Genomic DNA, 22,014 nt, shown 5'->3' with positions numbered 1-22,014 from the left:
CCGCCCCCCAGCCGATCGCTGCGACACGAGCCTCACCGGCGGAACGTCTTGATCTCCGACACGCTGCCGTCACGGTAGGTCAGCTCGACCGACACCGATTGCACGTTCGGAGCCAGCTTCAGATAGGGCTGCGCGCTGCTCGGAATCGCGATCGGATCGCGCATATCGCAGGGCGGCATCTTCAGCACCTTGTCAGGCACCGCACTGTCGATCCCGATCCGGACTTCGCGGATCGCGCAGCGATACGACATCAGGTGCGTGTAGTACACGAGCAGGCCATTGTAGTCGCGGAACGACAGCCAGCTGGTCGCCGTCATGTCGAGGATCTTGCGCTGATCGCGGATCAGCGCCGCCTCCGGTTCGAACTTGATCGGAAACGGCCCCTGCATCTCGCCTTGCGCATCGATGTAGCGCAGCTCGATGGTGCCGGCGGGCGCGTCCGCGGGAAGCTGGATCGACGGGTTCGGCATCCGCTTGCGGGTGCGCGGATCGAGCGCGTCCATGAAGCCGGTTTCGCGGAATGCGCCCTCGCCCATCCGCCACGAGATGCCGAGCGTCGGATCGGCAATCGAGAACGACACCGTCCAGCCGCCGTTGTGCCGGGAGAAGCTGGCGATCGGCGCATTCAGCGTCTCCGAGGCCGGCGGCTTCAGCGGCGCGACCGGCGGCAGTGCGGCGACCTTCTGCGAAGGCTCCGTCGCGGCGGCGCTTGGCTGCGGCCGACCGTTCAGGAAGACGTCGTCGACCATCTGGTCGAAATACACCGGGACCTGTTTGTGGCCGATGGTATCTGCCATCTCGCTGACGGCGCGCCGGGTGCGCTGCGCCACCTGCACCAGGTTGTCGCCGGGATCGAGCAACTGCTTCACGAACACCCGGGTGAACACCGAGTTCGGATTGCTGTCGTTGTCGGACAACCGGTCGAGCGCGGTCTGCCGCGGGCCGGCTGAGAAAATCGAAAATACGCCTTCAGGCAGCGTCGTCATCGGCGCAAGCCCGCCGCGCCCGGCCAGTGCGCGCACGCCGCGGCGTTCGAACGGGTTGTTGCGGCACGCATCGAGCACCAGGATCGCGGTGCGCGCACCGCGGTTCTGCAGCCGGTCGATGATGCGGTCCGCCATGATCGAGGCGTCACGCACCAGTTCCTCCTGGCCTTCGGTGGCGGCCGGCACGTCGATCGGCAGCAGGTAGTTCTGCCCCGCGATCTCGAAGCCATGACCGGCGTAGAAAAAGAACGCGGTGTCGCCGGGTTCGATCGTGGTGTCGAACGCCAGCAGGCTTTGGCTGAACGCGGCGCGAGTTTGGTTCTCGGCCACCATCACCTGGAAGCCGAGGGTCTTCAGCGCGTCGCCAATCGTGCGCGCGTCGTTGACCGCCTTCTGCAGCCTGGGGACGTTGCGGTAATCGTCGTTGCCGATCACCAGCGCGACCCGCTTCGCAGCCGATGCGGGGCCGGCGACCAGTAGCGCAAGCACGCAGGTGACGGCCGCAAATAGCGCAGCTCCGTGCCGCGTGCCGGCCCTTCCGATCGATCGCATTCCAGTCCCTCAAAACGAAGCGGCCGGATCGCGTCCGCCTGCGCCATAGTCGGTCAGAACCCGAGCACGGTTCAACCGAAAAGGACGTCGATGGCGGCCACGATCCGGCCGGGTGGTGCGGGCTTTGACAGCCCGCACCCGGGGCAACTGGTTGTCCGCGGAAGAGCCGCGACGCTTACGCCGCGCGGACCGTCTCGAGGAACTTGCCGACTTCCATCCTCAGCCGGTTGCTGTCATTGGCGAGCGATTGCGCCGCCGCCAACACCTGCGTCGATGCCGAGCCGGTCTCGTTGGCGCCACGCTGCACGTCGACCACGCTCGCAGAGACCTGCTGCGTACCTTGCGCGGCCTGCTGGACGTTGCGCGAGATCTCCTGCGTCGCGGCGCCCTGCTCTTCCACCGCCGAGGCGATGGTCGACGCGATCTCCGACATCTTCGAAATCGTGGCGCCGATCTCGCGGATCGCGTTCACCGATTCATGCGTCGCAGCCTGGATGCCGCCGATGTGCTGACTGATCTCACCGGTCGCCTTGGCGGTCTGCTCGGCGAGCGCCTTCACTTCCGCCGCCACCACCGCAAAGCCACGGCCCGCCTCGCCGGCGCGCGCCGCTTCGATCGTCGCGTTGAGCGCCAGCAGATTGGTCTGGCCGGCGATGGTGTTGATCAGTTCGACCACATCGCCGATCCGCGTCGCCGCCTGCGACAGATCGCCGACGCGTTCGTTGGTGCGTTGCGCCTGAGTCACCGCCTCATGGGCGATGCGCGCGGAGTCCTGAACCTGCCGGCTGATCTCGGTGACCGACGAGGCCATCTCCTCGGTCGCCGACGCCACCGACTGCACGTTCGCGGAGGCCTGCTCGGAAGCCGCCGCGACCGACGTGGTGACTTCCTGCGCACGCTGCGCGCTCGACGTCAGCGTCGTCGCAGACGCTTCGAGGTCGGTCGAGGCGGACGACACCGCGCGGATCACTTCACCGACCGCGGCCTCGAACTGATACGCGAGCTTCTCCATCTCCTGCTTGCGCTGGACCGCAATGATGCGGTCCTGCTCGGCCTTGCCCGCGGCTTCCTGCCGGGCCTTCTCGGCGAGCATCAGCTTGATGCCGTTGACCGCATTGGCGGTCTGGCCGATTTCGTCGCCGCGTTCGGTGCCCGAGACCTCGACGTCCTGGCCTCGCGCCATCGCCTGCAGATCGCCGACCAGCCGACCAATCGGACGGGCGATGCCGAACTGCACGATCGCAAAGGCAAGCGCCAGCACGGCGAGGAAGCCGCCGCCGACCAGCAGAACCGTCAGCTTGATGGTGCTGGCGACATCGGCCGACGCCGCGTGCGAGCGATCGCTCAGCTCCTTGTCGAGTTTATTACTGATTGCAAATTGAGCGTCGCGCACGGCCTGATTGTGTTTGGCAATGTCCTTGGCCAGACGGACCGCGAGCTCGTTGTTGTTGGCCATTGTGGCCTGCTCGAGCGGGGGGTATTCCTTCGTCATCATGTCGTCGAACATCCGATCGATCCGATCGAAGTCCGCGGCAAACTGCGGCAGGCCCTTTTTCGCCTGCGCGATGAAATCGCTGAATTCCTTATGATTGGCCGCAATTTCTCGGCTGAGCTTCTGCATTTCCGCCGGATCGGTTTCGGCAATGATCCGCCATGACATCCGCCCAAAATTGAATAGGCGGGCGTTGGCGCGGAAGTTCGCCTTCATGCCCTGCACTTCGTTTTCGAGCATCGACGCGTAGGTCCGGTCGATCTCCTCCATCTTCGAAGCGGCGAACCAGACTCCGAAGCCGACGACGACGCTGAGCAATAAGAAACAGCCGATGATCTTGTAGAGCAATTTGACGTTCGAAAGCTGCATGGCAGGTACCCCAACCCCTAATGTGCCCGACCCGTCGCACCGTACGTTCGAGCATTGGCCGATGTTGTTAGCGCCGACGGGGCGGGCTTCCGATAAACTCGCTGCTTCACGACGCGGTCGTGCGATGCGCAAATTGATCAAAGAGCTCGCTATCCCGACGGTGGTGCCCCGAACACGCAACACCGATCATCGTCCGTATCAGCAGGCTGCTAAGCGCGAGTAAGTACAAATTCGGTCAGGTAGGACAAAACCGGGAGACGGGTCGACAAAGCTGTCACAAGGGTCGAAATAGCGAGACCATCCACTGGAGTCAGCGTGAGCGTCAGATGAATTCGGAAGACATCGTTTCATATTCGGATCAGGAATTACTGCAGGATTTCCCGCTGGTGCGGAGCCACGATCCGGTTGAAGCGAGAGACATCCTTCGGCGCTACGGCGTCGACATGATCGTCTCGAATCCCAGCGACTTCTTCATGCGGACCAACCTCGCCGAGCTGCCGCATATCGGCTTGTATTTCGTCCACAGTTCCGGTGCGACCCGGCTACTGATCCCCGAGCGCGAGATCGCGTTGGTGCATCTTTGCCTGGAGGGCGATGCGCTACTCACCAGCGGCAATCGCCGCGTCGAACTGTCGCAAGGCGCAGCTTGTATTTGTTCGCCGGGGGTGAGCGCCCAGCTCGAATTCGGACAGAACTCGCGGCAACTGCTGCTGCGGATGCCGCAGCGGGTGCTGGAGCGGACCGTCTCGTCGCTGGTCGGCTTCAAGCCGCGGCAGCCGATCCTGTTCGAGCCGGCGATCTGCAACGATGAGCCACGCTATCTCGGCTTCAGAGAGCTGACGACGCTGCTCGCCTCACGGCTAGACTCCAGCTACTCGGTGTGGCCGAAGAACGTGCTGCTCCATCTGGAGCAGTCCTGCATCACGGCGCTGCTGTATTGCAGCCGGCACAATCTCGGCCATCTGCTTGAGAATGCCAACGCGGTGAGCGACGACGTGCCGCGCTACGTCCGCACGGCGGAGCACTACGTCGAGAGCCACCGCGACGAAGACATCAGCGTCGAGGACGTGGCGCGGATTGCCGGCGTCAGCATCTCCACCCTCACCCGCGCCTTCCTCAAGCATCGCGGCTACTCGCCCTCGGCCTACGTCAAGCGCGCCAAGCTCAATCACGCCAAGCAGCTGCTGGAGACCGGCGCCGCGACGACGCTGATCGGCGTCGCGCTCCGCTGCGGCTTTGCCAACCCGAGCCGGTTCGCTCAGGACTACCGGGAGGCATTCGGGGAATCGCCGACCGAAACGCTCCGCCGCTGCCGGCCCGATCGGGGCCCCGAGACGCAAAAACATTAAGCTATTTCAGCCGTTTCATGCGCCGGCGCATTGACTTTGGCCGATTCCGGCCTATGTTCCGCCCGTGATGCGGCCCGGTATTGCGTCAAGTGATACCCAGATTGAGCCGCCTGTCCGCGATCCGACTTCCCCGTGCACGATTGCTAGCCGCTCCGGGGTTGAGCGCGACAGAGATTTCGCAGAATCCATGCGGCGGTTCGATTAAGTGGCGTGACCCCCGAGTTCCGGCCGATGGTGTTAGAACCAGGCCGCGCCCCGACAACAGAGGCTCGATGTCTTTTTCCAATCTGGGACTTTCCGAGAAAGTCCAAGCCGCCGTCGCCGCCGCCGGTTACGTTTCGCCCACTCCCATTCAACAGCAGGCGATCCCCCACGTCCTCGCCCGCAAGGACGTCCTCGGCATCGCCCAGACCGGCACCGGCAAGACCGCCGCCTTCGTACTGCCGATGCTGACGATGCTCGAAAAGGGCCGCGCCCGCGCCCGGATGCCGCGCACCCTGATCCTCGAACCGACCCGCGAACTCGCCGCCCAGGTCAAGGAGCAGTTCGACAAATACGGCGCCGGCCAGAAACTCAACGTCGCCCTGCTGATCGGCGGCGTCTCGTTCGGTGATCAGGACCTCAAGCTCACCCGCGGCGTCGACGTGCTGATCGCCACCCCGGGCCGCCTGCTCGACCACACCGAACGCGGCGGCCTGCTGCTCACCGGCGTCGAGATGCTGATCATCGACGAAGCCGACCGCATGCTCGACATGGGCTTCATCCCGGACATCGAGCGGATCTGCAAGCTGGTCCCGTTCACCCGCCAGACCCTGTTCTTCACCGCGACGATGCCGAACGAAATCCGGCGCATCACCGAGACCTTCCTGCACAATCCTGAAAAGGTCGAAGTCAGCAAGCCGGCCTCGACCGCGGTGACGGTGACCCAGTCGCAGGTTCCTTGCGGCCGCGAGCCGCACGAGAAGCGCGAGACGCTACGCCGGCTGATCCGCGGCGCCACCGACCTCAAGAACGCGATCATCTTCTGCAACCGCAAGCGCGAAGTCGCGCTACTGGCGAAATCGCTGCAGCGTCACGGCTTCAGCGTTGGCGCGCTGCACGGCGACATGGACCAGACCGCGCGCATGGCCGCGCTGGAAGCGTTCCGCAAGGGTGACCTGCCGATCCTGGTCGCGTCCGACGTCGCCGCCCGCGGCCTCGACATTCCGGAAGTGAGCCACGTCTTCAATTTCGACGTTCCGCATCACCCCGACGACTACGTCCACCGGATCGGCCGCACCGGCCGCGCCGGCCGCACCGGTACTGCGGTGACGATCGTCGCGCCATCCGACCAGAAGTCGATGGCCGCGGTCGAAAAGCTGATCGGCCAGGCGATCCCGCGCGCCGAGGTCGGGCCCTCGGTCGAGAGCGAGGCTGTCAGCCCCGAGGCCGAAGCCGAGACCGAGCGCCCGTCACGCTCCCGCCGCGCCGCGCCGGAAGGCCGCCAGCGCGAACCGCGCCGCGAGCCGCGCGAACAGCGCGAGCGCAAACCGCGCCGCGAGCCCCGCAGCCCCGCAAGCCCCGCACCTGCCCCCACCCCCCACGCCTCCTTCGGCTCCCCCCCTCCCGCCCGCGACACGTCGTCGGAGCCGGGGGATCATTCGCATTTGCCGGCGTTCCTGTTGCGCCCGGTGCGGGCGCGCGGCTGATGGGCGATTGGGCGGTGTTTACGAGGTCTTCACCACCCGCACCGTAGCCTTACACCGTTTCAAACACGCGTTGAAAACGCCTGACCGGAGGGTGGCTCGTGGCCGCGCTGCAGGACGACCATGACCGCACCATGGCCTATGCCGAGGTGGCCCTCTCCCAGATCAAGACCCTCCGCCAAGGCGCCGTCCCGCGCAATTACGAGATCTGGTACGTCTACGCGACCGGCTACAATCCCGAGCTGAACAAGGCGATCAACGACACGCTGGCGGAGCGCGGCAGCCTCACCGACGCCGACCTCGACCAGCTGCACGATACCTATCTGTCGCACGGCCGCACCACCGACCGGATCGACCGGATCGGCGCCCGCGTCGCCAACGAGATCGACGACATCATGGCGCTGCTCGCCGAGACGCTCGGCAGCACCGCCAGCTTCGGCGACGATCTGCGCGGCGAAAGCCAGAAGCTGTCGCTGGCGACCGACCACGACCAGATCAAGGCGATCGTCGAGCGTCTGGTCGTCACCACCCGCGAGATGCAGCAGGCCAACAGCGCGCTGGAAGAGCGGCTGTCGACTTCCAAGCAGGAGATCGCCAATCTCCAGGTCAGCCTCGATGCGATCCGCGCCGAGAGCCTCACCGATCCCCTCACCGGCCTCGGCAACCGCAAACTGTTCGACCGCACCGTCCAGGAAGCGATCCGCAACGCCGGCACCAGCCAGCAGCCGCTATCGCTGCTGATGATGGACATCGATCACTTCAAATCGTTCAACGACACCTACGGCCATCTCACCGGCGACCAGGTGCTGCGGCTCGTCGGCCTGACGCTGAAGCAGAGCATCAAGGGCCAGGACTTCACCGCGCGCTACGGCGGCGAGGAATTCGCCGTGGTGCTGCCGAACACGCCGATGCGCCAGGCGATCATCGTCGCCGACAACATCCGCCGGCTGGTGATGTCGAAGGAGCTGAAGAAGAAGTCGACCGGCGAGATCCTCGGCCGGGTGACGCTGTCGGCCGGCGTGTCGACACTGAAGCCGAACGACGATGCCGAAGCGCTGATCGAACGCGCCGACGCCTGCCTGTACGCCGCCAAGCGCAACGGCCGCAACCGCGTGATCTGCGAGACCGATCCGGAATTCTCCGGCGTCACCCAGGCCGCCGTCGCCTGACGCCGCCGTTAGCGCGCCGCCCGGCCGCGCTTCGCCGCAGGAGCCTTTGTGGTCTTCGCGGTCTTGGCCCGACCTGCTGCCTTCGCAACTGTCTTGACCTTCCGTTGAGCGCTGGCCGGCTTGGTTCGCTTCGGCGCCTTATTGCTATCAGCCGCAGTCTTCGTCTTGGTCCCACGCCGCGTCTTCGACGCCTTGCTGAGCGCGGCGCGCTCGGCGGCCGCATAAGCGCTGCGGGCCCATTGCGCGAGCTCGTCCGGATCGTCGAGCAGCCGTTCCGGCAGCAGCCAGTATGAGCCGACCGTCACCGTCTTGGTGCGGGTGTCGTAGCGAAACGGCCGGCTGCCCTCGGCCTCGAACCGCGCCGCGCCGTCCGCATCGGTGCGCAGATAGATCGCATCGCGGATCACCAGCGCAAACGTCACGCCGTCAGCCGAGATCCCGAAGCCTGAGAACATCCGCCGGATCGTGACCGGACCGAATGGCGCGAACAGATCGGCGAGGAACTCACGATCCATGGCTGGCTCATAGCTAAGTTGCGGCGAGCTGCGCCGCCGGTGCAATTTCCAAGGATAACAACAAACACCGCGAACGCGAAGGCATTCGCTCGCAGCACTCCGCGCGGCTACATCCGGACGCCGAGTTCCTGCAGCCGCTCGACCGCTTCCTTGAACTGCGGGCTGAGCTTCACGGTCTGCTGAAAGTCAGCGACCGCGCCGTCTCTGTCGCCGGAGTCGATCGCCGCCGTGCATGCTGCGAGGCTTGTCTCGACTGACGTGATCGGCTGCTGGCATGTCTGCGCCGCGTCCTCACTCTGAGCGTGGGCCGGCACACTGATAATAAAGGCAGACAGCGAGACACTACTCGCCAGCAAAGAAGACGTGAGAGCAAAATACGGCCGGGCCATCGGCACCTCCGAATGTAAATCTTGCTTCCTTCCAGTCGCGCGATGGCCCGCACCGGTTCAAATGTGAGCCCGGAGGCCGGCGGTCTTACTTCGCCGGTGCGTAGAACGTGCCGTCGATTTCGGCGATGTCGCCCTGGTCAAGCGCCGGCACCTGCAGCACGGTGCGCGGCGGATACGGGCCGTCGCCCCAGATGTCCTTCTGCACCTTGTTGACCACCGGACGGTACTTAGCGACGTCGGTCACGAACACGGTGAGCCGCACCGCATCGGCCTTGGTGGCGCCGGCCGCTTCGGCCGCCGCCAGCATGTTGTCGAACATCCGCCGGATCCGCGCCTCGTCGCCGTCGACCATCTTGCCGGTGACGCGGTCGGTGCCGCGCATCCCGCCGATGAACACGAAGTCGCCGGCGCGGGCGCCGATGCTCCAGGTGCCGCTCGGTGTGATCGTCTTATCGGTCGGCGCGATGATCTTCACCGCGCTGGTTTCGGCGGAAGCCGCTGCCGGCAAGGTGATAGCAAGGGCGGCAGCAGCAAAGAGCGTGCGCAGAGTAGCCTTCATGGCGAGATCTCCTGGTTAGGGTGGGACGATGCGACAGTGCGGCGGCGCTGCCAGAACGGCGCATCGGCGAAGCGCGGCTCGGCGGCGTACATCGCCTGCTGGGTGACGAGGTGCTGCGCGATGCCTTGCAAGTAATCGCGCTCATAGGCGTCGGCCCGTTCGGGATCGCCATCGGTCAGCGTCAGCGTCGCCTCTGCAGCCGCCATGCCGCTCCACAGCGCGGTGGCGAGACCGTTGGCGCCGAGCGGATCAAGCGCGGCCGCGGCATCACCGGCGCGCAGGATGCGCCCCTCGATCAGACGGCTGGCGGTGACGGTAGCAGCGGGCGCGACCTGGGGCGGCGCACCTGCTGCCGTGGTATCGAGGCCGAGACTCCGCAGCCGCGGGGCGATCGCGACCGTCGACGCAGCCAGGCTGGTCCATGTGGCGCCATTCTGCGCGGCGCCGGGCGGCAACAAATCGGTGTCGGTGAACAGGCCGAGCATCATGCGGTGGCCCGGCAGTGGGGCCATGTACCACCAGCCCAGCGCCACCGCTTCGATCAAGGTCGCCGCGGCGGGCTCGGTATCGTCCGGCAGGTCGAGCACGCGCCACACGGCGACCAGCCGGTCGGTGCGGCGCCGCCCCGCTGCAGTTCCCGACGACAACGCGGCACGGCCGCTGCAATCGATGGCAGCGTCGGCGAACACGACGCGGCCATCGCCGAGTTCGAGCACGACTCCATCGCAGTGATGCACCAGCATGGTGACGATGATCGGATGGCACTCGATCGCATCGCTATTCAGCTTGGTCCGCATCTGCCGCTCGAAGCTGGCGCGATCGAGGTGCCAGGCACCCTCGCCTTGCGCGGCCCGCCGCAAGGTTCCGTCGCCCCACACCGAAAACCTGCCTTCGCTCGGCAGCGCGCTTTCGGCGTCGAGCAGGTCGGCCCATTGCAGCCGCGCGAGCAATGCGGCAGCGGCCGGCGACAACGTCTCGCCGCGGCTGATCACCTCGCGATCCGGCGCGATCAGCAGCGGCCGTCGCCCGGCCAGCACCAGGCTGCGGGCGGCGGCAAGCGCCGCCACCCCTGCGCCGATCACGGCGATCCGGCCCATCGAGATCAGCGCGCCAGCGTCGGCGCCGCGATGTCCATCGAGCCGCGTTGGACTTCGACATAGAGTTGGTCGGGCACACCCGGCAGCCCCTTCGGGCCGGGACGGCGCACCACGACGCCCATCTGCGTCCACAGCTCGATCATCCGGCGCAGACCGTCGGTGTAGCCGGCTTCGACATGCAGGCCGATGCCAGCGGCTCCGCGCGCCCATGGCACCCGCGTGTGATAGAATCGCAGCCGCTCCTCCTCGGTGAGGTCGGTGCGCATCATCTGCTGATAGAACGCCTCGGGTAGCACATCGACCGGCAGCAGCGCCGGCCACCACACCGGCGTCGGGAAGCCGCTGGCGGTGAGCACTGCCTGGCAACTGAACGCATCGCCCTGCCACGGCACGCCCATCCAGCGCGTCAGATCGCCCGGCGCCTGCGGGCCGATCGGCTTGCCCTGGTCCGGCTTGTCGGGATTGCCGGCGAACACATTGACCGGATTGAGCTGCAACCCGACATCCTGCGCCAAATTCTTGCGGTTCGACAGCGCCAGGCGGAACGGCAGCTTGGTCTCGTTCGGGCCGCGATACAGCGCCTTGTGGCGGATCGGCCAGGTGATCTCGACGCCGGGATGGAACGCGCCGCCCGAGCAGGCGTCGAGCGCAGCACGCGTCATCGCCTCGGGGCGTAGTTCGATCGGCAGATCGTCGAGCGTGCGAACGGAGTCCGCGCTCTTGTCAGCGTAGTCCGCCTCGAACTTACCGTCGGCCCAGAGTTCGAGCACGCGATACTGCGTCGGCGTCAGCGCCAGCCAGGCGTGCGGGCTGTCCTGATAGTTGACGCCGTCGCCGAGCATGATCGGAATCGCGTAGCCGCGCTGATCGCTGCCGTCCGGCTTGCGGAACGCATCGAACACCTTCTTGCGCTCGGCCTTGGCATCGGCCCCGGGCTTGGCCAGCGTCTCGAGCGTCGCCGGACTGGACAGATCACCGATATCGTTCCAGGCGGCGCCGAGGAACGACGCCGTCGCCACCCACTGCATCGCGCCGGCGCGGCGCAGGATCGGCAGCACGTCGCGGCGGAACGACACCTTGTCGGTCGGGCTCTGCATCTGGCCGAGCGCCACCATCGCTTCGCGCGCAGCGTCGTACAGCGTCACGATCGGCTCGAGCTGCGGCGCGAATTTCGGTCCGCAACACACCACCCAGGCCGGATCGCAATCGAGCTTCTGACCATCGACCGTGACAGTCGCCTTGACCCAACCATCGGCCCAGTCGTCGTGCCAGCCGTCATTGTTAGTGAAGTCGCGCACCGGATTCTGCGGCAGCGCGGTGCGCGAGACGCCATCGGCGGCGAACACCAACAGGCGCCCCTTGTCGTCGGTGCGCAGATGGCCGAGCGAGACGTCGAGCGTCTGCCAGAACCGGCCCTTCATCCGATACTTGTCGTCGCCGCCCTTGGGGTTGGTCGAGGCGCCGGAAATCTCCAGCTTGCCGGCGTCGATGCACAGCATCGCTTCGCGCTTGTCGGCCGCAACGAAGGCGTTGCGCTGCGCGCCGGGAACGCCGGGCGCACTGTCGCCGCGATCCATTGCGTTGACGAAGCCGTACCAGGCCGCCTTGGTGTTGGCGACGTGCACGCTCCAGGTCACGCCATCGGCGCCATCGAGTTCGCGCACCACGCGGCCCTGGTCGTCGTAGCCGAACAGGCGGAAGCGCTGCACCTGTTTCTTGATCCGTCCCTGCTTATCCTTGAAGCCGCCTTCTGGCTCGTCGAGCAGGCCCGGCACCTCCGGCGCCAGAAACCAGTCCTCGGCATTACCGACGCGGGAGAAACCGATCGCCGGGAAGATCGCGACCTTGGCGATCTTTGCGCCTTTTGGTGCTGCAGGTTGCGCGTGCAACGACGAGATCGCCGCCTTCGCCAGCAACGGCCCTCCGAGGCCGACGGCTGCAGCTCCGAGCAGAAAATCGCGGCGCTTCATCTGATGATCCTCCCCTGTGGTTCCACCCTTGGAGAGGTATTCGCTTGAGGCACCTTAAGGTGCACTTAATTCGCACACGCAAATAGCGCGCGGTATCGCACCGCGCGCTCTACACTTCTGACAGGATGTAAAGTTTGAATCAGATCCGACGGAACTCAGCCGTCGATCGAGGCCGGCTTCAGTTCCACGGACTCGCCGCAGCCGCACGCTGAGATCTGGTTCGGGTTGTTGAACACGAACTGCGCCTGCATCCTGTCGGCTTTGTAGTCCATCTCGGTGCCGAGCAGGAACAACACCGCCTTCGGATCGACCAGGATCTTCACGCCCTTGTCTTCGATGACTTCGTCGTTCGGCTTGATATCGTGCGCGTACTCGACCGTGTAGGACTGTCCGGCGCAGCCGCCATTCTTGATCCCGACGCGCAGGCCAAGAATCTCGCTGTCGGCGCGGCCCATTAGTTCTTTCACGCGAATGGCCGCGGCATCGGTGAGCCGCATCACTTGAGGCCGAGGACGTGCCGTAGCCATGGTGTTTCCCACTCCTGTTGCCGGACCTACCCGGAGACGTTCACCGCTTAACCGGCGACCAGCCGGACCTTCAGATAGTTACGCAACCGCCACTTCGAAAGGTGCTACCAGTTCCTCGCCGTTTGCCACCTAATGGATCGGCCAGACACCCGGCGTCACAAGTTCCAACAGATGGCGATCGGGATCACGGAAGTAGATACTCGACCCGCCTCGCGGCCACTCCGTGCGGCCTTCGATCTCCACGCCATGCTCCGTCAGGCGCGCTTCCCATTCGCCGAGCCGGTCGCGATCGATCGACAGTCCCATGTGGACAGGTCCGCTGCCATCATGCGGCGGGATCGTGCCGCCCGGCAGTTGGACCGTCTCCAGCGTGCTGCCCCGCTTGAACAGCAGCAGCACGTTGCGGCCACCCACGTCGAAAGCACAAAACCGCTGATCGCTCGTCATCGGACTCAGCAGCAGGACGTCCTGGTAGAAGCTTCGGGCGCGATCGAGGTCGTCGACATACAGCGCCGTTTCGATCACTCCGTTCAGACGCAGACCCAATCCGTCCTCACCACATATTCAGCACGAGCCGGGCTTCGTCGCTCATCCGCTCCGGAGTCCACGGCGGCTCCCAGACAATGTTGACGTTGACCACGCCGACGCCGGGCACGCTGGCCACCGCGTTCTCGACCATGGTCGGCAGCTCGGCCGCAGCCGGACAGTTCGGCGTCGTCAGCGTCATGTCGAGGTCGACGGTGCGGTCGTCCTTGATCTCGACTTTGTAGATTAGTCCGAGCTCGTAAATGTCGGCGGGGATTTCCGGGTCGAACACCGTCTTCAGCGCGGCCACGATCTCGGTGCCGAGCCGCTCGGTCTCCTCCGGCGGCAGCGCCGAAACGGTCTGCATGTTGGCTTTGGCTTCGATCGTATCGGTCATGCGAACAGATCCCGCGCCTTGATCAGCGCACTGACGAGTTGGTCCACTTCCTCACGGGTATTATACATGCCGAACGACGCACGGCACGTCGCAGTGACTTGGAACCGCTCCAGCAGCGGCATCACGCAATGGGTGCCGGCGCGGACCGCGATCCCCTGCCGGTCGATCACCGTAGCGACGTCGTGCGGGTGTGCGCCCTTCATTTCGAAGGAAATCACCGGGCCTTTGCCCTTGGCATTGCCGATGATCCGCAGCGCGTTGATCTCGCGGAGCCGCTCCTCGGCGTAGGTCAAAAGATCGTGTTCGTGGGCGGCGATCCGCTCCTTGCCGATCGAATTGACGTAGTCGATCGCGGCGCCGAGCCCGACGGCTTCGACGATCGCCGGCGTGCCGGCTTCGAATCGATGCGGCGGATCTCCGTAGGTCACCCAATCCTGCGCGACCTCGCGGATCATCTCGCCGCCGCCGTTGTAGGGGCGCATCTTGGCGAGCACGTCGTACTTGCCGTACAGCGCGCCGATCCCGGTCGGGCCATAGATCTTGTGGCCGGTCATCACATAGAAGTCGCAGTCGATGTCCTGGACATCGATCGCGAGATGCACCGCCGCCTGGCTGCCGTCGACCAGCACCGGAATGCCGCGGGCATGGGCGATCTTCACCACGTCCTTGACCGGAACGACGGTACCGAGCGCGTTCGACATCTGGGTGATCGCGACCAGCTTGGTCTTGGCGGTCAGCAGCTTCTCGAACTCGTCGAGCAGGAAGTTGCCTTCGTCGTCGACCGGCGCCCACTTGATCACCGCTCCCTGGCGCTCGCGCAGGAAGTGCCACGGCACGATGTTGGAGTGGTGCTCCATGATCGAGAGCACGATCTCGTCGCCCTCGCCGATATTGGTCGCGCCCCACGACGACGCCACCAGGTTGACCGCCTCGGTGGCGTTGCGGGTGAAGATGATCTCTTCGGGCCGCTTGGCGTTGAGCAGATGCTGCACGCGGGTGCGGCCGCCCTCGTAAGCCTCGGTCGCGGCGTTGGCGAGATAATGCAGGCCGCGATGCACGTTGGCGTATTCGCTCTCATACGCCTGCGTCATCCGCGTCAGCACCTGCCGCGGCTTCTGCGCCGAGGCGGCGTTGTCGAGATACACCAGCTTCTTGCCGTAAACCTGCAGCGCCAGCGCCGGAAAGTCCTCGCGGACCAGGTCGACGTCGTAGCTGCCGTTGTTGACCGCCGGATGCGTACTCATCGCCTCGCCTCCAGCCAGCGCACCGCAGCCGCGGTCACCAGCTCACGTAAATTATCGTCCGCGATCGCTTCGATCGCCTCGCCGACGAAAGCCTGGATCAGCATCGCCTCGGCTTCCTTCTGCGGCAGGCCGCGGGCGCGCAGATAGAACAGCAAGGAGTCGTCGAGCGCGCCGACCGCGGCGCCGTGGCCGCAGGTGACGTCGTCGGCGAAGATTTCGAGCTCCGGCTTATTGTCGACCTCGGCCTCGTCCGACAGCAACAGCGCCCGCGTCATCATTTTGGCGTCGGTCTGCTGCGCCGGCTGACGGACGTTGATCCGCCCCTGGAAGACCGAGTGCCCCCGGTCGTCCACCACAGCGCGGAAACCTTCGCGGCTGGCGCAATGCGGCACATCGTGGTTCATCACCAGCGTGGTGTCGGCGTGCTGCTTGCCGTTGAGGAGATTGACGCCGTTGGTCTGCACTTCGGAGTGCGAGCCGGCCACCGTCACCACCGCCTGATAGCGGCTGACGAGCCCGCCGGTGGTGATGCCGAACGCGTTGAAATGCGCATGCGCGCCGACCGAGACCGCCGCCGAGGTGATGTTGAACGCCTCGCGGGAGTCTTCGACGATCCGCACGTAGTCGAGCCGAGCGTGATCAGCGATCGCGATCACCGCGGAGTCGTGAACCTGATAGGCACCGACGCCCTCGCCCGCCACGTAGCTTTCGACCACCGTCGCCACCGCGGCGTTGCCGAGCGCGATCCGCGACCGGGTGAACATCGCGGCCGGCGCAGTGCCGGAAGCGATGTGCAGGATGTGCAGCGGCCGTGCCAGCGTGGTCCCGTCCGCAACCTCGATAACGACGCCGTCGGTCATCAGCGCGGTGTTGAGCGCCACCATCGGATCGGCGGTGTCGAGCGACAGCACGCGGTCGTCGCCGCTTTGCAGCGCCTCGCGCAAGCTGCGGATCGACAGGCCGGCTTCCAGCTCCGCAAGGTCGGACAGACCGGTCGCCAGCGCGCCGTCGACCAGCACCAAACGGTGGACGCCGTCGATCGCATGCAGCTTGGCGGTAGCCTCGGCGCGCGCCAGCGCGGTCGCCTCTGGGGCAGCAGCAAGCGGCAGAACCTCGCGCATCAGCGCGCGCAGGTCGGTGTACTTCCAGTCTTCGATCCGGCGGTGCGGCAGCCCGATCCGCTGGAATGTGTCGAGCGCCTGACGGCGGGTGTCGGCGACCTTGCCCGCACCCGGCACGCGGGCGCTGACTGCAGCGAAATTATCGCTGGCGGTGTCGGGCTTGTCGGGTTTCGCCACTGCGATGTTCATGACCGTGTCCCGATCGGCGGCGCTCAGGCCGCGGCTTCCTGATATTGCGCGTAACCGTTGGCTTCGAGCTCGAGCGCGAGCTCCTTGCCGCCGCTGCGAACGACCTTGCCCTTCGACATCACATGGACAACGTCCGGCACGATGTAGTCGAGCAGCCGCTGATAGTGGGTGATGACGATCATCGACCGGTTCGGCGCGCGCAGCGCGTTGACACCTTCGGAAGCGATCCGCAGCGCGTCGATGTCGAGGCCGGAGTCCATCTCGTCGAGGATGCACAGGCTGGGCTGGAACAGCGCCATCTGCAGCACCTCGTTGCGCTTCTTCTCGCCGCCCGAGAACCCGACATTGACGCCGCGCTTCAGCATCTCCTGCGGGATGCCAAGCGAGCCCGAGACTTCTCGAACCCGCTTGAGGAAATCAGGCGTCGACAATTCGTCCTCGCCGCGCGCCTTGCGCTGCGCATTCAGCGCGGTGCGCAGGAAGTTCATGGTGGCGACGCCGGGGATTTCGACCGGATACTGGAACGCCAGGAACACGCCCTTGGCGGCGCGCTCGTTCGGCTCCATCGCGAGCAGGTCTTCGCCCTTGAACAGGACCTCGCCGCCGGTCACCTCGTAGCCCGGCTTGCCGGCGATGACATGGCTGAGCGTCGACTTGCCGGAGCCGTTCGGCCCCATGATCGCGTGCACTTCGCCTTCGTTCACGGTGAGTGTCAGCCCGTGCAGGATCTCGCGATCCGCGACGCTGACCTTGAGGTCCTTCACTTCGAGCAATGCGGGCATAACGACCTTCCTGTTTGGCTCTCATCCTGAGGATCGACCGCAGCGCGCGTCTCGAAGGATGAGTTGATATGACGTTCTCGTTGCGGATCCTGCGAGGCGGCCGCGGCGCGGCCACCTCGTGAAGCTGCCGGCGTTAGCCGACCGAACCTTCGAGGCTGATCGAGATCAGCTTCTGCGCTTCCACCGCGAATTCCATCGGCAGTTGCTGCAGCACGTCCTTGACGAAGCCGTTGACCACGAGGCCGACCGCCTCCTCCTGCGACAGGCCGCGCTGGATGCAATAAAACAGCACGTCCTCGGAGATCTTCGACGTGGTCGCCTCGTGCTCGAACAGCGTCGAGGCGTTCTTGGCTTCGATGTAGGGCACGGTGTGCGCGCCGCACTGGTCGCCGATCAGCAGCGAGTCGCAGGCGGTGAAGTTGCGCGCACCGGTGGCCTTGCGGTGCGCCGTGACGAGGCCGCGATAGGTGTTCTGCGACTTGCCGGCGGCGATGCCCTTGGAGATGATCCGGCTCGTGGTGTTCTTGCCGAGATGGATCATCTTGGTGCCGCTATCGACCTGCTGATAGCCGTTCGAGATCGCGATCGAGTAGAACTCGCCGCGCGAATTGTCGCCGCGAAGGATGCAGCTCGGATACTTCCAAGTGATCGCCGACCCGGTCTCGACCTGGGTCCAGGAGATCTTGGAATTGGCGCCGCGGCAGTCGCCACGCTTGGTGACGAAGTTGTAGATGCCGCCCTTGCCTTCCGAGTTGCCCGGGTACCAGTTCTGCACCGTCGAGTATTTGATCTCGGCGTCGTCCATCGCCACCAGTTCGACCACGGCGGCGTGAAGCTGGTTCTCGTCGCGCTGCGGAGCGGTGCAGCCTTCGAGATAGGACACGTAGGAGCCCTTGTCGGCGATGATCAGCGTGCGCTCGAACTGGCCGGTGTTGCGCTCGTTGATGCGGAAATAGGTCGACAGCTCCATCGGGCAGCGCACGCCCGGCGGCACGTAGACGAACGAGCCGTCGGAGAACACCGCCGAGTTCAGCGTCGCATAGAAGTTGTCGGAGGTCGGCACCACGCTGCCGAGATACTTCTGCACCAGTTCGGGGTGATGCTTGATCGCCTCCGAGATCGGCATGAAGATCACGCCGGCCTTCTTCAGTTCGGCCTGGAAGGTGGTCGCCACCGACACCGAGTCGAACACCGCGTCGACCGCAATCTTGCGCCCCGGCGAGTCCGGCGCACCCGGCTGCGGCTCGACGCCTTCCAGCAGCGCGACTTCGCGCAGCGGAATGCCGAGCTTCTCGTAGGTCTTGAGAATCTCAGGATCGATCTCGTCGAGCGAGCCGACGGTCTTCTTCGGCTTCGGCGCGGCGTAGTAGTAGAGGTCCTGGAAGTCGATCTTCGGATACGACACCCGCGCCCAGCTCGGCTCGGTCATCGTCAGCCAGCGGCGATAGGCATCGAGCCGCCACTGCAACATCCAGTCGGGCTCGTTCTTCTTCGCCGAAATGAAGCGGACGATATCTTCGGAAAGCCCCTTCGGAGCCTTCTCGGATTCGATCAGGGTCTCGAATCCATATCGATATTGATCGACGTCGATCTGGCGGACCCGATCGACGGTCTCTTGTACGGCAGCCATTCAAACCTCCGCTCGCGGTTTCAAGGACCGCGGTGGATCTGCTGAGACATGCTTACACGATCCGGCGCGGGATGAAACCCTCTTAGAACCGTTCAAGCACTGTTTCATGATCCCTTTTAGTTAGGTTGCCGGCGAGCTTTCTCCAAGCCTGCAGGCATCGATCGATGTCGGATTCGCTACTCGACCAGCCGAGGCTGATCCGTATCGCCGACCGTGCAAGTTCCGGACCGAACCCCATCGCTTGAAGCACGTGCGACGGCTGCACCTTGCCGGACGAACACGCCGAGCCCGACGACACCGCGATTCCGGCCAGATCGAAGCCGATCACCGCGGTCTCGGCCCGTAATCCCGGAATCGCGAACAGCGTGGTGTTGGGCAGCCGCGGCACGCCGGCCGACATGATCACCCCCTCGTCCCCGGCGATATGTCGCAAGCCCGCCTCGAGCCGTGTCCGCAATCCTTCGATCCGGACCATGTCGTCCGCCATCGCCGGGATCGCCACCGCGGCGGCGGCGCCGAAGCCGGCGATGCCGATCAGGTTCTCGGTGCCGGCGCGCCGCCCCAGCTCCTGACCTCCGCCACGCAGCAGCGGCTCCGGCCCGGTCAGCTTCGGGCTCAGCACCAGCGCGCCGACGCCCTTCGGACCTCCGATCTTGTGTGCAGACAGCGACATAAGATCGACGCCGAGTTCCTTGATTCCGAATGGAATCTTGCCCAGCGCCTGGATCGCGTCGACGTGCAGCACACCGCCCGCTTCATGCACCATCTCAGCAACTTCACGAATCGGCTGAAGCGCGCCGGTCTCGTTGTTGGCGAGCATCACCGACACCAGCGCCGGACCGCCATCGGCCAGCAATGCGCGCAGATGGTCGAGGTCGATCACGCCGTCCGCCGTCACCCGGATCTGGGTGACCCGCTCCGTCGGGAACCGGCCGCCGCTCAGAACCGAGGCATGCTCAACGGCCGAAAGCAGCAGTCTTTCAGTGGGTTCCGTACCGATCCTGAGTCCCGCTGTAAGCGCCAGCGCATTGGCTTCGGTGCCGCCGGAGGTGAACACCACGTCGCGTGGCGCTGCACCGACCGCGGCCGCCACCTGCGCCCGGGCCTGTTCGAGCAGCCCGCGGGCGGCGCGGCCTTCGGCATGGACCGACGACGGATTGCCGACAAGGTCGAGCGCTGCCGTCATCGCCGCCTTAGCCTCCGGCCGCAGCGGCGTGGTCGCATTCCAGTCCAGATACACTCGATTGGCCGTCACCACGCTTCATTCCTTGTCTCGGGAGGACTGTTGGTCCGTCCCCTGGCACCGCCGCCGGCGGCCACCCTGCTCAATATGCTTGCATTTGGCCCTGCGCTCCATGCTAGAACGCAGCTCCCCGTTTCCGCCGGCCACCTGCCCCATCCGCACTGCGGCAGCCGGCGGCCGTTGCTGGCAGGACCCGCGCGCGCCCGGCGCGCCAGGCCGAATCCCACGATGTCGCGCAAGGATCGCTGATGCCCGAAGTTATTTTCACCGGTCCGGCGGGCCGACTTGAAGGCCGCTACCACCCGGCGAAGCAGAAGAACGCGCCGATCGCGATGGTGCTGCACCCGCATCCGCAGTTCCGTGGCAACATGAACCACCCGATCGTCTATCAGGTGTATTACGCCTTCGTGGCCCGCGGCTTCTCGGTGCTGCGGTTCAATTTCCGCGGCGTCGGCCGCAGCCAGGGCTCGTTCGATCACGGCACCGGCGAGCTGGCCGATGCCGCCTCCGCGCTCGATTGGGCGCAGACCATCAATCCCGAAGCCCGCGCCTGCTGGGTCGCCGGCTTCTCGTTCGGCGCCTGGATCGGCATGCAGCTGCTGATGCGCCGCCCCGAGGTCGAAGGCTTCATCTCGATCGCGCCGGAACCGAACCGCTACGATTTCTCGTTCCTGGCGCCCTGCCCGTCGTCCGGCCTGATCGTCCATGGCGAGAAGGACATCGTCGCCCCGGCCAAGGACGTCAACAACCTGGTCGAGAAGTTGAAGACCCAGAAGGGCATCGTGATCGACCAGCAGACCATCCCGGGCGCCAACCACTTCTTCGAAGACCGGATGGAGCCGCTGATGGAGACGATCACGTCCTATCTCGACATGCGGCTCGCCAACGTCCGCTGAGGCGCAGGCCTCGCTCCGTCATTGGGAAGCCAACGGGTCGGCCTCTGGCCGGCCCGGTGACAGGCTCCGCGAAGCAATCCAGAGCCGGGCTGCGAAGCCGGATTGCTTCGTCGCTTTGCTCCTCGCAATGACGATGTCGCCTTACGGCCGCGCCAACAGCCCGCCCGTCATCGGAAAGGCGACGCCGGTGGTCGCCGGATAGCTCAGCGGCAGGCCCTTCAGCCCGCGCGTGGCGAGGAAGCCGAACGCCTGCGCCTCCATCGCGTCGGCGGACCAGCCGAGCGCATCGGCGCTCTCGACGCCGGCCGGGGCCAGCGCCTCGCGCAGCATCCGCATCAGCGTCAGGTTACGTGCACCGCCGCCGGTCACGATCCAGCTCTGCGGCGGCTTCGGCAGCAGCGGCAGCACCGACGCAATCGCGCGCGCGGTGAACGCCGTCAGCGTCGCGGCCCCGTCGGCCGGCGACCAGTCGCGCTGGGCCAGCCCGGCGAAGTCGTTGCGATCGAGCGATTTCGGCGCCGGCTTGGCGAAGAATGGATGCTGTAGCGCTTCCGCGAGCCACGCCTGATCGATCGTGCCCTGCGCCGCCAGCCGGCCTTCGCAATCGAACGGCTTGCCGAGCTTGCGGAACATGAAGTCATCGAGCAGCGCATTGCCGGGGCCGGTGTCGCAGGCAATCAGCGTGTCGGTGCCGTCGATATACGTGACGTTGGACACCCCGCCGACATTGATCACGCCGATCGGGCCGTCACGGCCGAGCGATTGCGCCAGCGCGCGGTGATACACCGGTACCAGCGGCGCGCCCTGCCCGCCGGCTGCGACATCCGCGGCGCGGAAGTCGCACACCACCGGGATGCGGATCGCCTTGGCCAGCGCCTTGGCATCGCCGATCTGCACCGTGAGCTTTTCGGCCGGCCGGTGCAGCACGGTCTGGCCGTGGAAGCCGACGATGTCGACGCTCTCGGGCGACAGCCGGTTCTGCGCCACGAAGGCGGCGACCGCCTCGGCGTGGGCGATCGTCACGGCGCGTTCGGCTTCGGCGAGCACGCCCGGCCGGGCATCCCGCGCGGTCAGTTGCACCGCTTCAGCGAGCGCCTGGCGCAGCAGGCTGCGTTCGGTCTCGGTGTAGGGCCGGTAGCCCGACGGTCCGAGCGCAGCGACGCGCCGTCCGTCGGTCTTGATCAGAGCGACATCGACGCCGTCGAGCGACGTCCCGCTCATCAGTCCGATCGCCGTCATCATCATGGCACGCGCCTTCTCTGGCCGCTGCGGAATGTCCAACTTGTGTCAAACACCTAGTTCTTATAATGCCACAGGGTAACGCGCCC

Annotated in this window: 20 protein-coding genes; 4 read left to right on the top strand and 16 right to left on the bottom strand. The window is 65.7% G+C overall.

Annotated features, from left to right (window positions below):
• Nucleotides 1-32: 32 nt before the first annotated feature.
• Both RPPS3_RS12610 and RPPS3_RS12605 read right to left on the bottom strand, forming a co-directional pair.
• Complete coding sequence (locus RPPS3_RS12610; protein ID WP_107344409.1) at nt 33-1,538, bottom strand: caspase family protein; 1,506 nt, start codon at nt 1,536-1,538, stop codon at nt 33-35.
• A gap of 175 nt (nt 1,539-1,713) precedes the next feature.
• Complete coding sequence (locus tag RPPS3_RS12605) at nt 1,714-3,399, bottom strand: methyl-accepting chemotaxis protein (RefSeq protein ID WP_107344408.1); 1,686 nt, start codon at nt 3,397-3,399, stop codon at nt 1,714-1,716.
• Nucleotides 3,400-3,725: 326 nt separating this feature from the next.
• Here RPPS3_RS12605 and RPPS3_RS12600 point away from each other — a divergent pair, with 326 nt between their 5' ends.
• From RPPS3_RS12600 to RPPS3_RS12590, 3 genes are all read left to right on the top strand, one after another.
• The gene (locus RPPS3_RS12600) at nt 3,726-4,748 is read left to right on the top strand and encodes an AraC family transcriptional regulator (RefSeq protein WP_107344407.1); all 1,023 of its coding nucleotides are present in this window, start codon (nt 3,726-3,728) and stop codon (nt 4,746-4,748) included.
• Nucleotides 4,749-5,020: 272 nt separating this feature from the next.
• Nucleotides 5,021-6,436, top strand: coding sequence for a DEAD/DEAH box helicase (locus RPPS3_RS12595; protein WP_107344406.1), 1,416 nt, complete (start codon nt 5,021-5,023; stop codon nt 6,434-6,436).
• A gap of 98 nt (nt 6,437-6,534) precedes the next feature.
• On the top strand, nt 6,535-7,602 hold the full coding sequence (locus tag RPPS3_RS12590; protein ID WP_107344405.1) for a GGDEF domain-containing protein: 1,068 nt from the start codon (nt 6,535-6,537) through the stop codon (nt 7,600-7,602).
• 8 nt (nt 7,603-7,610) lie between these two features.
• On the opposite strand, the gene RPPS3_RS12585 is transcribed toward RPPS3_RS12590, so the two are convergent.
• The 13 genes from RPPS3_RS12585 to RPPS3_RS12525 form a co-directional block, all read right to left on the bottom strand.
• Nucleotides 7,611-8,117 (bottom strand): TfoX/Sxy family protein, encoded by a 507-nt coding sequence (locus tag RPPS3_RS12585; protein ID WP_107344404.1) that lies wholly within the window; start codon nt 8,115-8,117, stop codon nt 7,611-7,613.
• 107 nt (nt 8,118-8,224) lie between these two features.
• The gene (locus tag RPPS3_RS24770) at nt 8,225-8,506 is read right to left on the bottom strand and encodes a hypothetical protein (protein WP_234819944.1); all 282 of its coding nucleotides are present in this window, start codon (nt 8,504-8,506) and stop codon (nt 8,225-8,227) included.
• 85 nt (nt 8,507-8,591) lie between these two features.
• Entirely contained in the window at nt 8,592-9,065 is a 474-nt protein-coding gene (locus RPPS3_RS12575) for a RidA family protein (RefSeq protein WP_107344403.1), read from the bottom strand.
• Nucleotides 9,062-10,162 (bottom strand): NAD(P)/FAD-dependent oxidoreductase, encoded by a 1,101-nt coding sequence (locus RPPS3_RS12570; RefSeq protein ID WP_107344402.1) that lies wholly within the window; start codon nt 10,160-10,162, stop codon nt 9,062-9,064. Before RPPS3_RS12570 ends, RPPS3_RS12575 begins: the two co-directional genes overlap by 4 nt.
• A 5-nt stretch (nt 10,163-10,167) precedes the next feature.
• The gene (gene goxA / locus RPPS3_RS12565; RefSeq protein WP_107344401.1) at nt 10,168-12,132 is read right to left on the bottom strand and encodes a CTQ-dependent glycine oxidase GoxA; all 1,965 of its coding nucleotides are present in this window, start codon (nt 12,130-12,132) and stop codon (nt 10,168-10,170) included.
• Between the two features lie 155 nt (nt 12,133-12,287).
• The gene (gene sufA, locus RPPS3_RS12560; RefSeq protein ID WP_107344400.1) at nt 12,288-12,659 is read right to left on the bottom strand and encodes a Fe-S cluster assembly scaffold SufA; all 372 of its coding nucleotides are present in this window, start codon (nt 12,657-12,659) and stop codon (nt 12,288-12,290) included.
• 129 nt (nt 12,660-12,788) lie between these two features.
• Nucleotides 12,789-13,205: a VOC family protein gene (locus tag RPPS3_RS12555; RefSeq protein WP_107344399.1), complete on the bottom strand. Its 417-nt coding sequence runs from the start codon at nt 13,203-13,205 to the stop codon at nt 12,789-12,791.
• A 7-nt stretch (nt 13,206-13,212) separates the two neighbouring features.
• Nucleotides 13,213-13,581 carry an SUF system Fe-S cluster assembly protein gene (locus tag RPPS3_RS12550; RefSeq protein WP_013502742.1) on the bottom strand — a complete coding sequence of 123 codons (369 nt, stop codon included), beginning with the start codon at nt 13,579-13,581 and terminating at the stop codon, nt 13,213-13,215.
• Nucleotides 13,578-14,825, bottom strand: a complete 1,248-nt coding sequence (locus RPPS3_RS12545) for a cysteine desulfurase (RefSeq protein ID WP_107344398.1) — start codon at nt 14,823-14,825, stop codon at nt 13,578-13,580. The genes RPPS3_RS12550 and RPPS3_RS12545 overlap by 4 nt, the downstream gene beginning before the upstream one ends.
• Entirely contained in the window at nt 14,822-16,135 is a 1,314-nt protein-coding gene (gene sufD, locus RPPS3_RS12540; protein WP_107344397.1) for a Fe-S cluster assembly protein SufD, read from the bottom strand. Before sufD ends, RPPS3_RS12545 begins: the two co-directional genes overlap by 4 nt.
• A 23-nt stretch (nt 16,136-16,158) precedes the next feature.
• Nucleotides 16,159-16,917 carry a Fe-S cluster assembly ATPase SufC gene (sufC, locus tag RPPS3_RS12535; RefSeq protein ID WP_107344396.1) on the bottom strand — a complete coding sequence of 253 codons (759 nt, stop codon included), beginning with the start codon at nt 16,915-16,917 and terminating at the stop codon, nt 16,159-16,161.
• A 133-nt stretch (nt 16,918-17,050) separates the two neighbouring features.
• Nucleotides 17,051-18,547, bottom strand: a complete 1,497-nt coding sequence (sufB, locus tag RPPS3_RS12530) for a Fe-S cluster assembly protein SufB (protein WP_107344395.1) — start codon at nt 18,545-18,547, stop codon at nt 17,051-17,053.
• A gap of 82 nt (nt 18,548-18,629) precedes the next feature.
• Entirely contained in the window at nt 18,630-19,802 is a 1,173-nt protein-coding gene (locus RPPS3_RS12525) for a cysteine desulfurase family protein (protein ID WP_107346583.1), read from the bottom strand.
• Between the two features lie 236 nt (nt 19,803-20,038).
• On the opposite strand from RPPS3_RS12525, the gene RPPS3_RS12520 reads away from it, so the two are divergent.
• Nucleotides 20,039-20,686, top strand: coding sequence for an alpha/beta hydrolase (locus RPPS3_RS12520; RefSeq protein ID WP_107344394.1), 648 nt, complete (start codon nt 20,039-20,041; stop codon nt 20,684-20,686).
• Between the two features lie 141 nt (nt 20,687-20,827).
• Here the strand turns inward: RPPS3_RS12520 and RPPS3_RS12515 are convergent, their stop codons facing one another.
• Nucleotides 20,828-21,931, bottom strand: a complete 1,104-nt coding sequence (locus tag RPPS3_RS12515) for an anhydro-N-acetylmuramic acid kinase (RefSeq protein WP_107346582.1) — start codon at nt 21,929-21,931, stop codon at nt 20,828-20,830.
• Between the last annotated feature and the right edge of the window lie 83 nt (nt 21,932-22,014).

Origin of the sequence: Rhodopseudomonas palustris (genome assembly GCF_003031265.1) — a bacterium.
GTDB classification, from domain to species: domain Bacteria; phylum Pseudomonadota; class Alphaproteobacteria; order Rhizobiales; family Xanthobacteraceae; genus Rhodopseudomonas; species Rhodopseudomonas palustris_H.
The sequence above is the reverse complement of the archived record's forward strand: the minus strand, read 5'-3'. Positions and strand labels throughout refer to the sequence as shown.

Bases quoted from the DNA above. Each gene is read 5' to 3' on its own strand.
- RPPS3_RS12610 (WP_107344409.1), bottom strand. From the start codon at position 1,538: ATGCGATCGATCGGAAGGGCCGGCACGCGGCACGGAGCTGCGCTATTT.
- RPPS3_RS12605 (WP_107344408.1), bottom strand. From the start codon at position 3,399: ATGCAGCTTTCGAACGTCAAATTGCTCTACAAGATCATCGGCTGTTTC.
- RPPS3_RS12600 (WP_107344407.1), top strand. From the start codon at position 3,726: ATGAATTCGGAAGACATCGTTTCATATTCGGATCAGGAATTACTGCAG.
- RPPS3_RS12595 (WP_107344406.1), top strand. From the start codon at position 5,021: ATGTCTTTTTCCAATCTGGGACTTTCCGAGAAAGTCCAAGCCGCCGTC.
- RPPS3_RS12585 (WP_107344404.1), bottom strand. From the start codon at position 8,117: ATGGATCGTGAGTTCCTCGCCGATCTGTTCGCGCCATTCGGTCCGGTC.
- RPPS3_RS24770 (WP_234819944.1), bottom strand. From the start codon at position 8,506: ATGGCCCGGCCGTATTTTGCTCTCACGTCTTCTTTGCTGGCGAGTAGT.
- RPPS3_RS12575 (WP_107344403.1), bottom strand. From the start codon at position 9,065: ATGAAGGCTACTCTGCGCACGCTCTTTGCTGCTGCCGCCCTTGCTATC.
- RPPS3_RS12570 (WP_107344402.1), bottom strand. From the start codon at position 10,162: ATGGGCCGGATCGCCGTGATCGGCGCAGGGGTGGCGGCGCTTGCCGCC.
- goxA (WP_107344401.1), bottom strand. From the start codon at position 12,132: ATGAAGCGCCGCGATTTTCTGCTCGGAGCTGCAGCCGTCGGCCTCGGA.
- sufA (WP_107344400.1), bottom strand. From the start codon at position 12,659: ATGGCTACGGCACGTCCTCGGCCTCAAGTGATGCGGCTCACCGATGCC.
- RPPS3_RS12550 (WP_013502742.1), bottom strand. From the start codon at position 13,581: ATGACCGATACGATCGAAGCCAAAGCCAACATGCAGACCGTTTCGGCG.
- RPPS3_RS12545 (WP_107344398.1), bottom strand. From the start codon at position 14,825: ATGAGTACGCATCCGGCGGTCAACAACGGCAGCTACGACGTCGACCTG.
- sufD (WP_107344397.1), bottom strand. From the start codon at position 16,135: ATGAACATCGCAGTGGCGAAACCCGACAAGCCCGACACCGCCAGCGAT.
- sufC (WP_107344396.1), bottom strand. From the start codon at position 16,917: ATGCCCGCATTGCTCGAAGTGAAGGACCTCAAGGTCAGCGTCGCGGAT.
- sufB (WP_107344395.1), bottom strand. From the start codon at position 18,547: ATGGCTGCCGTACAAGAGACCGTCGATCGGGTCCGCCAGATCGACGTC.
- RPPS3_RS12520 (WP_107344394.1), top strand. From the start codon at position 20,039: ATGCCCGAAGTTATTTTCACCGGTCCGGCGGGCCGACTTGAAGGCCGC.
- RPPS3_RS12515 (WP_107346582.1), bottom strand. From the start codon at position 21,931: ATGATGATGACGGCGATCGGACTGATGAGCGGGACGTCGCTCGACGGC.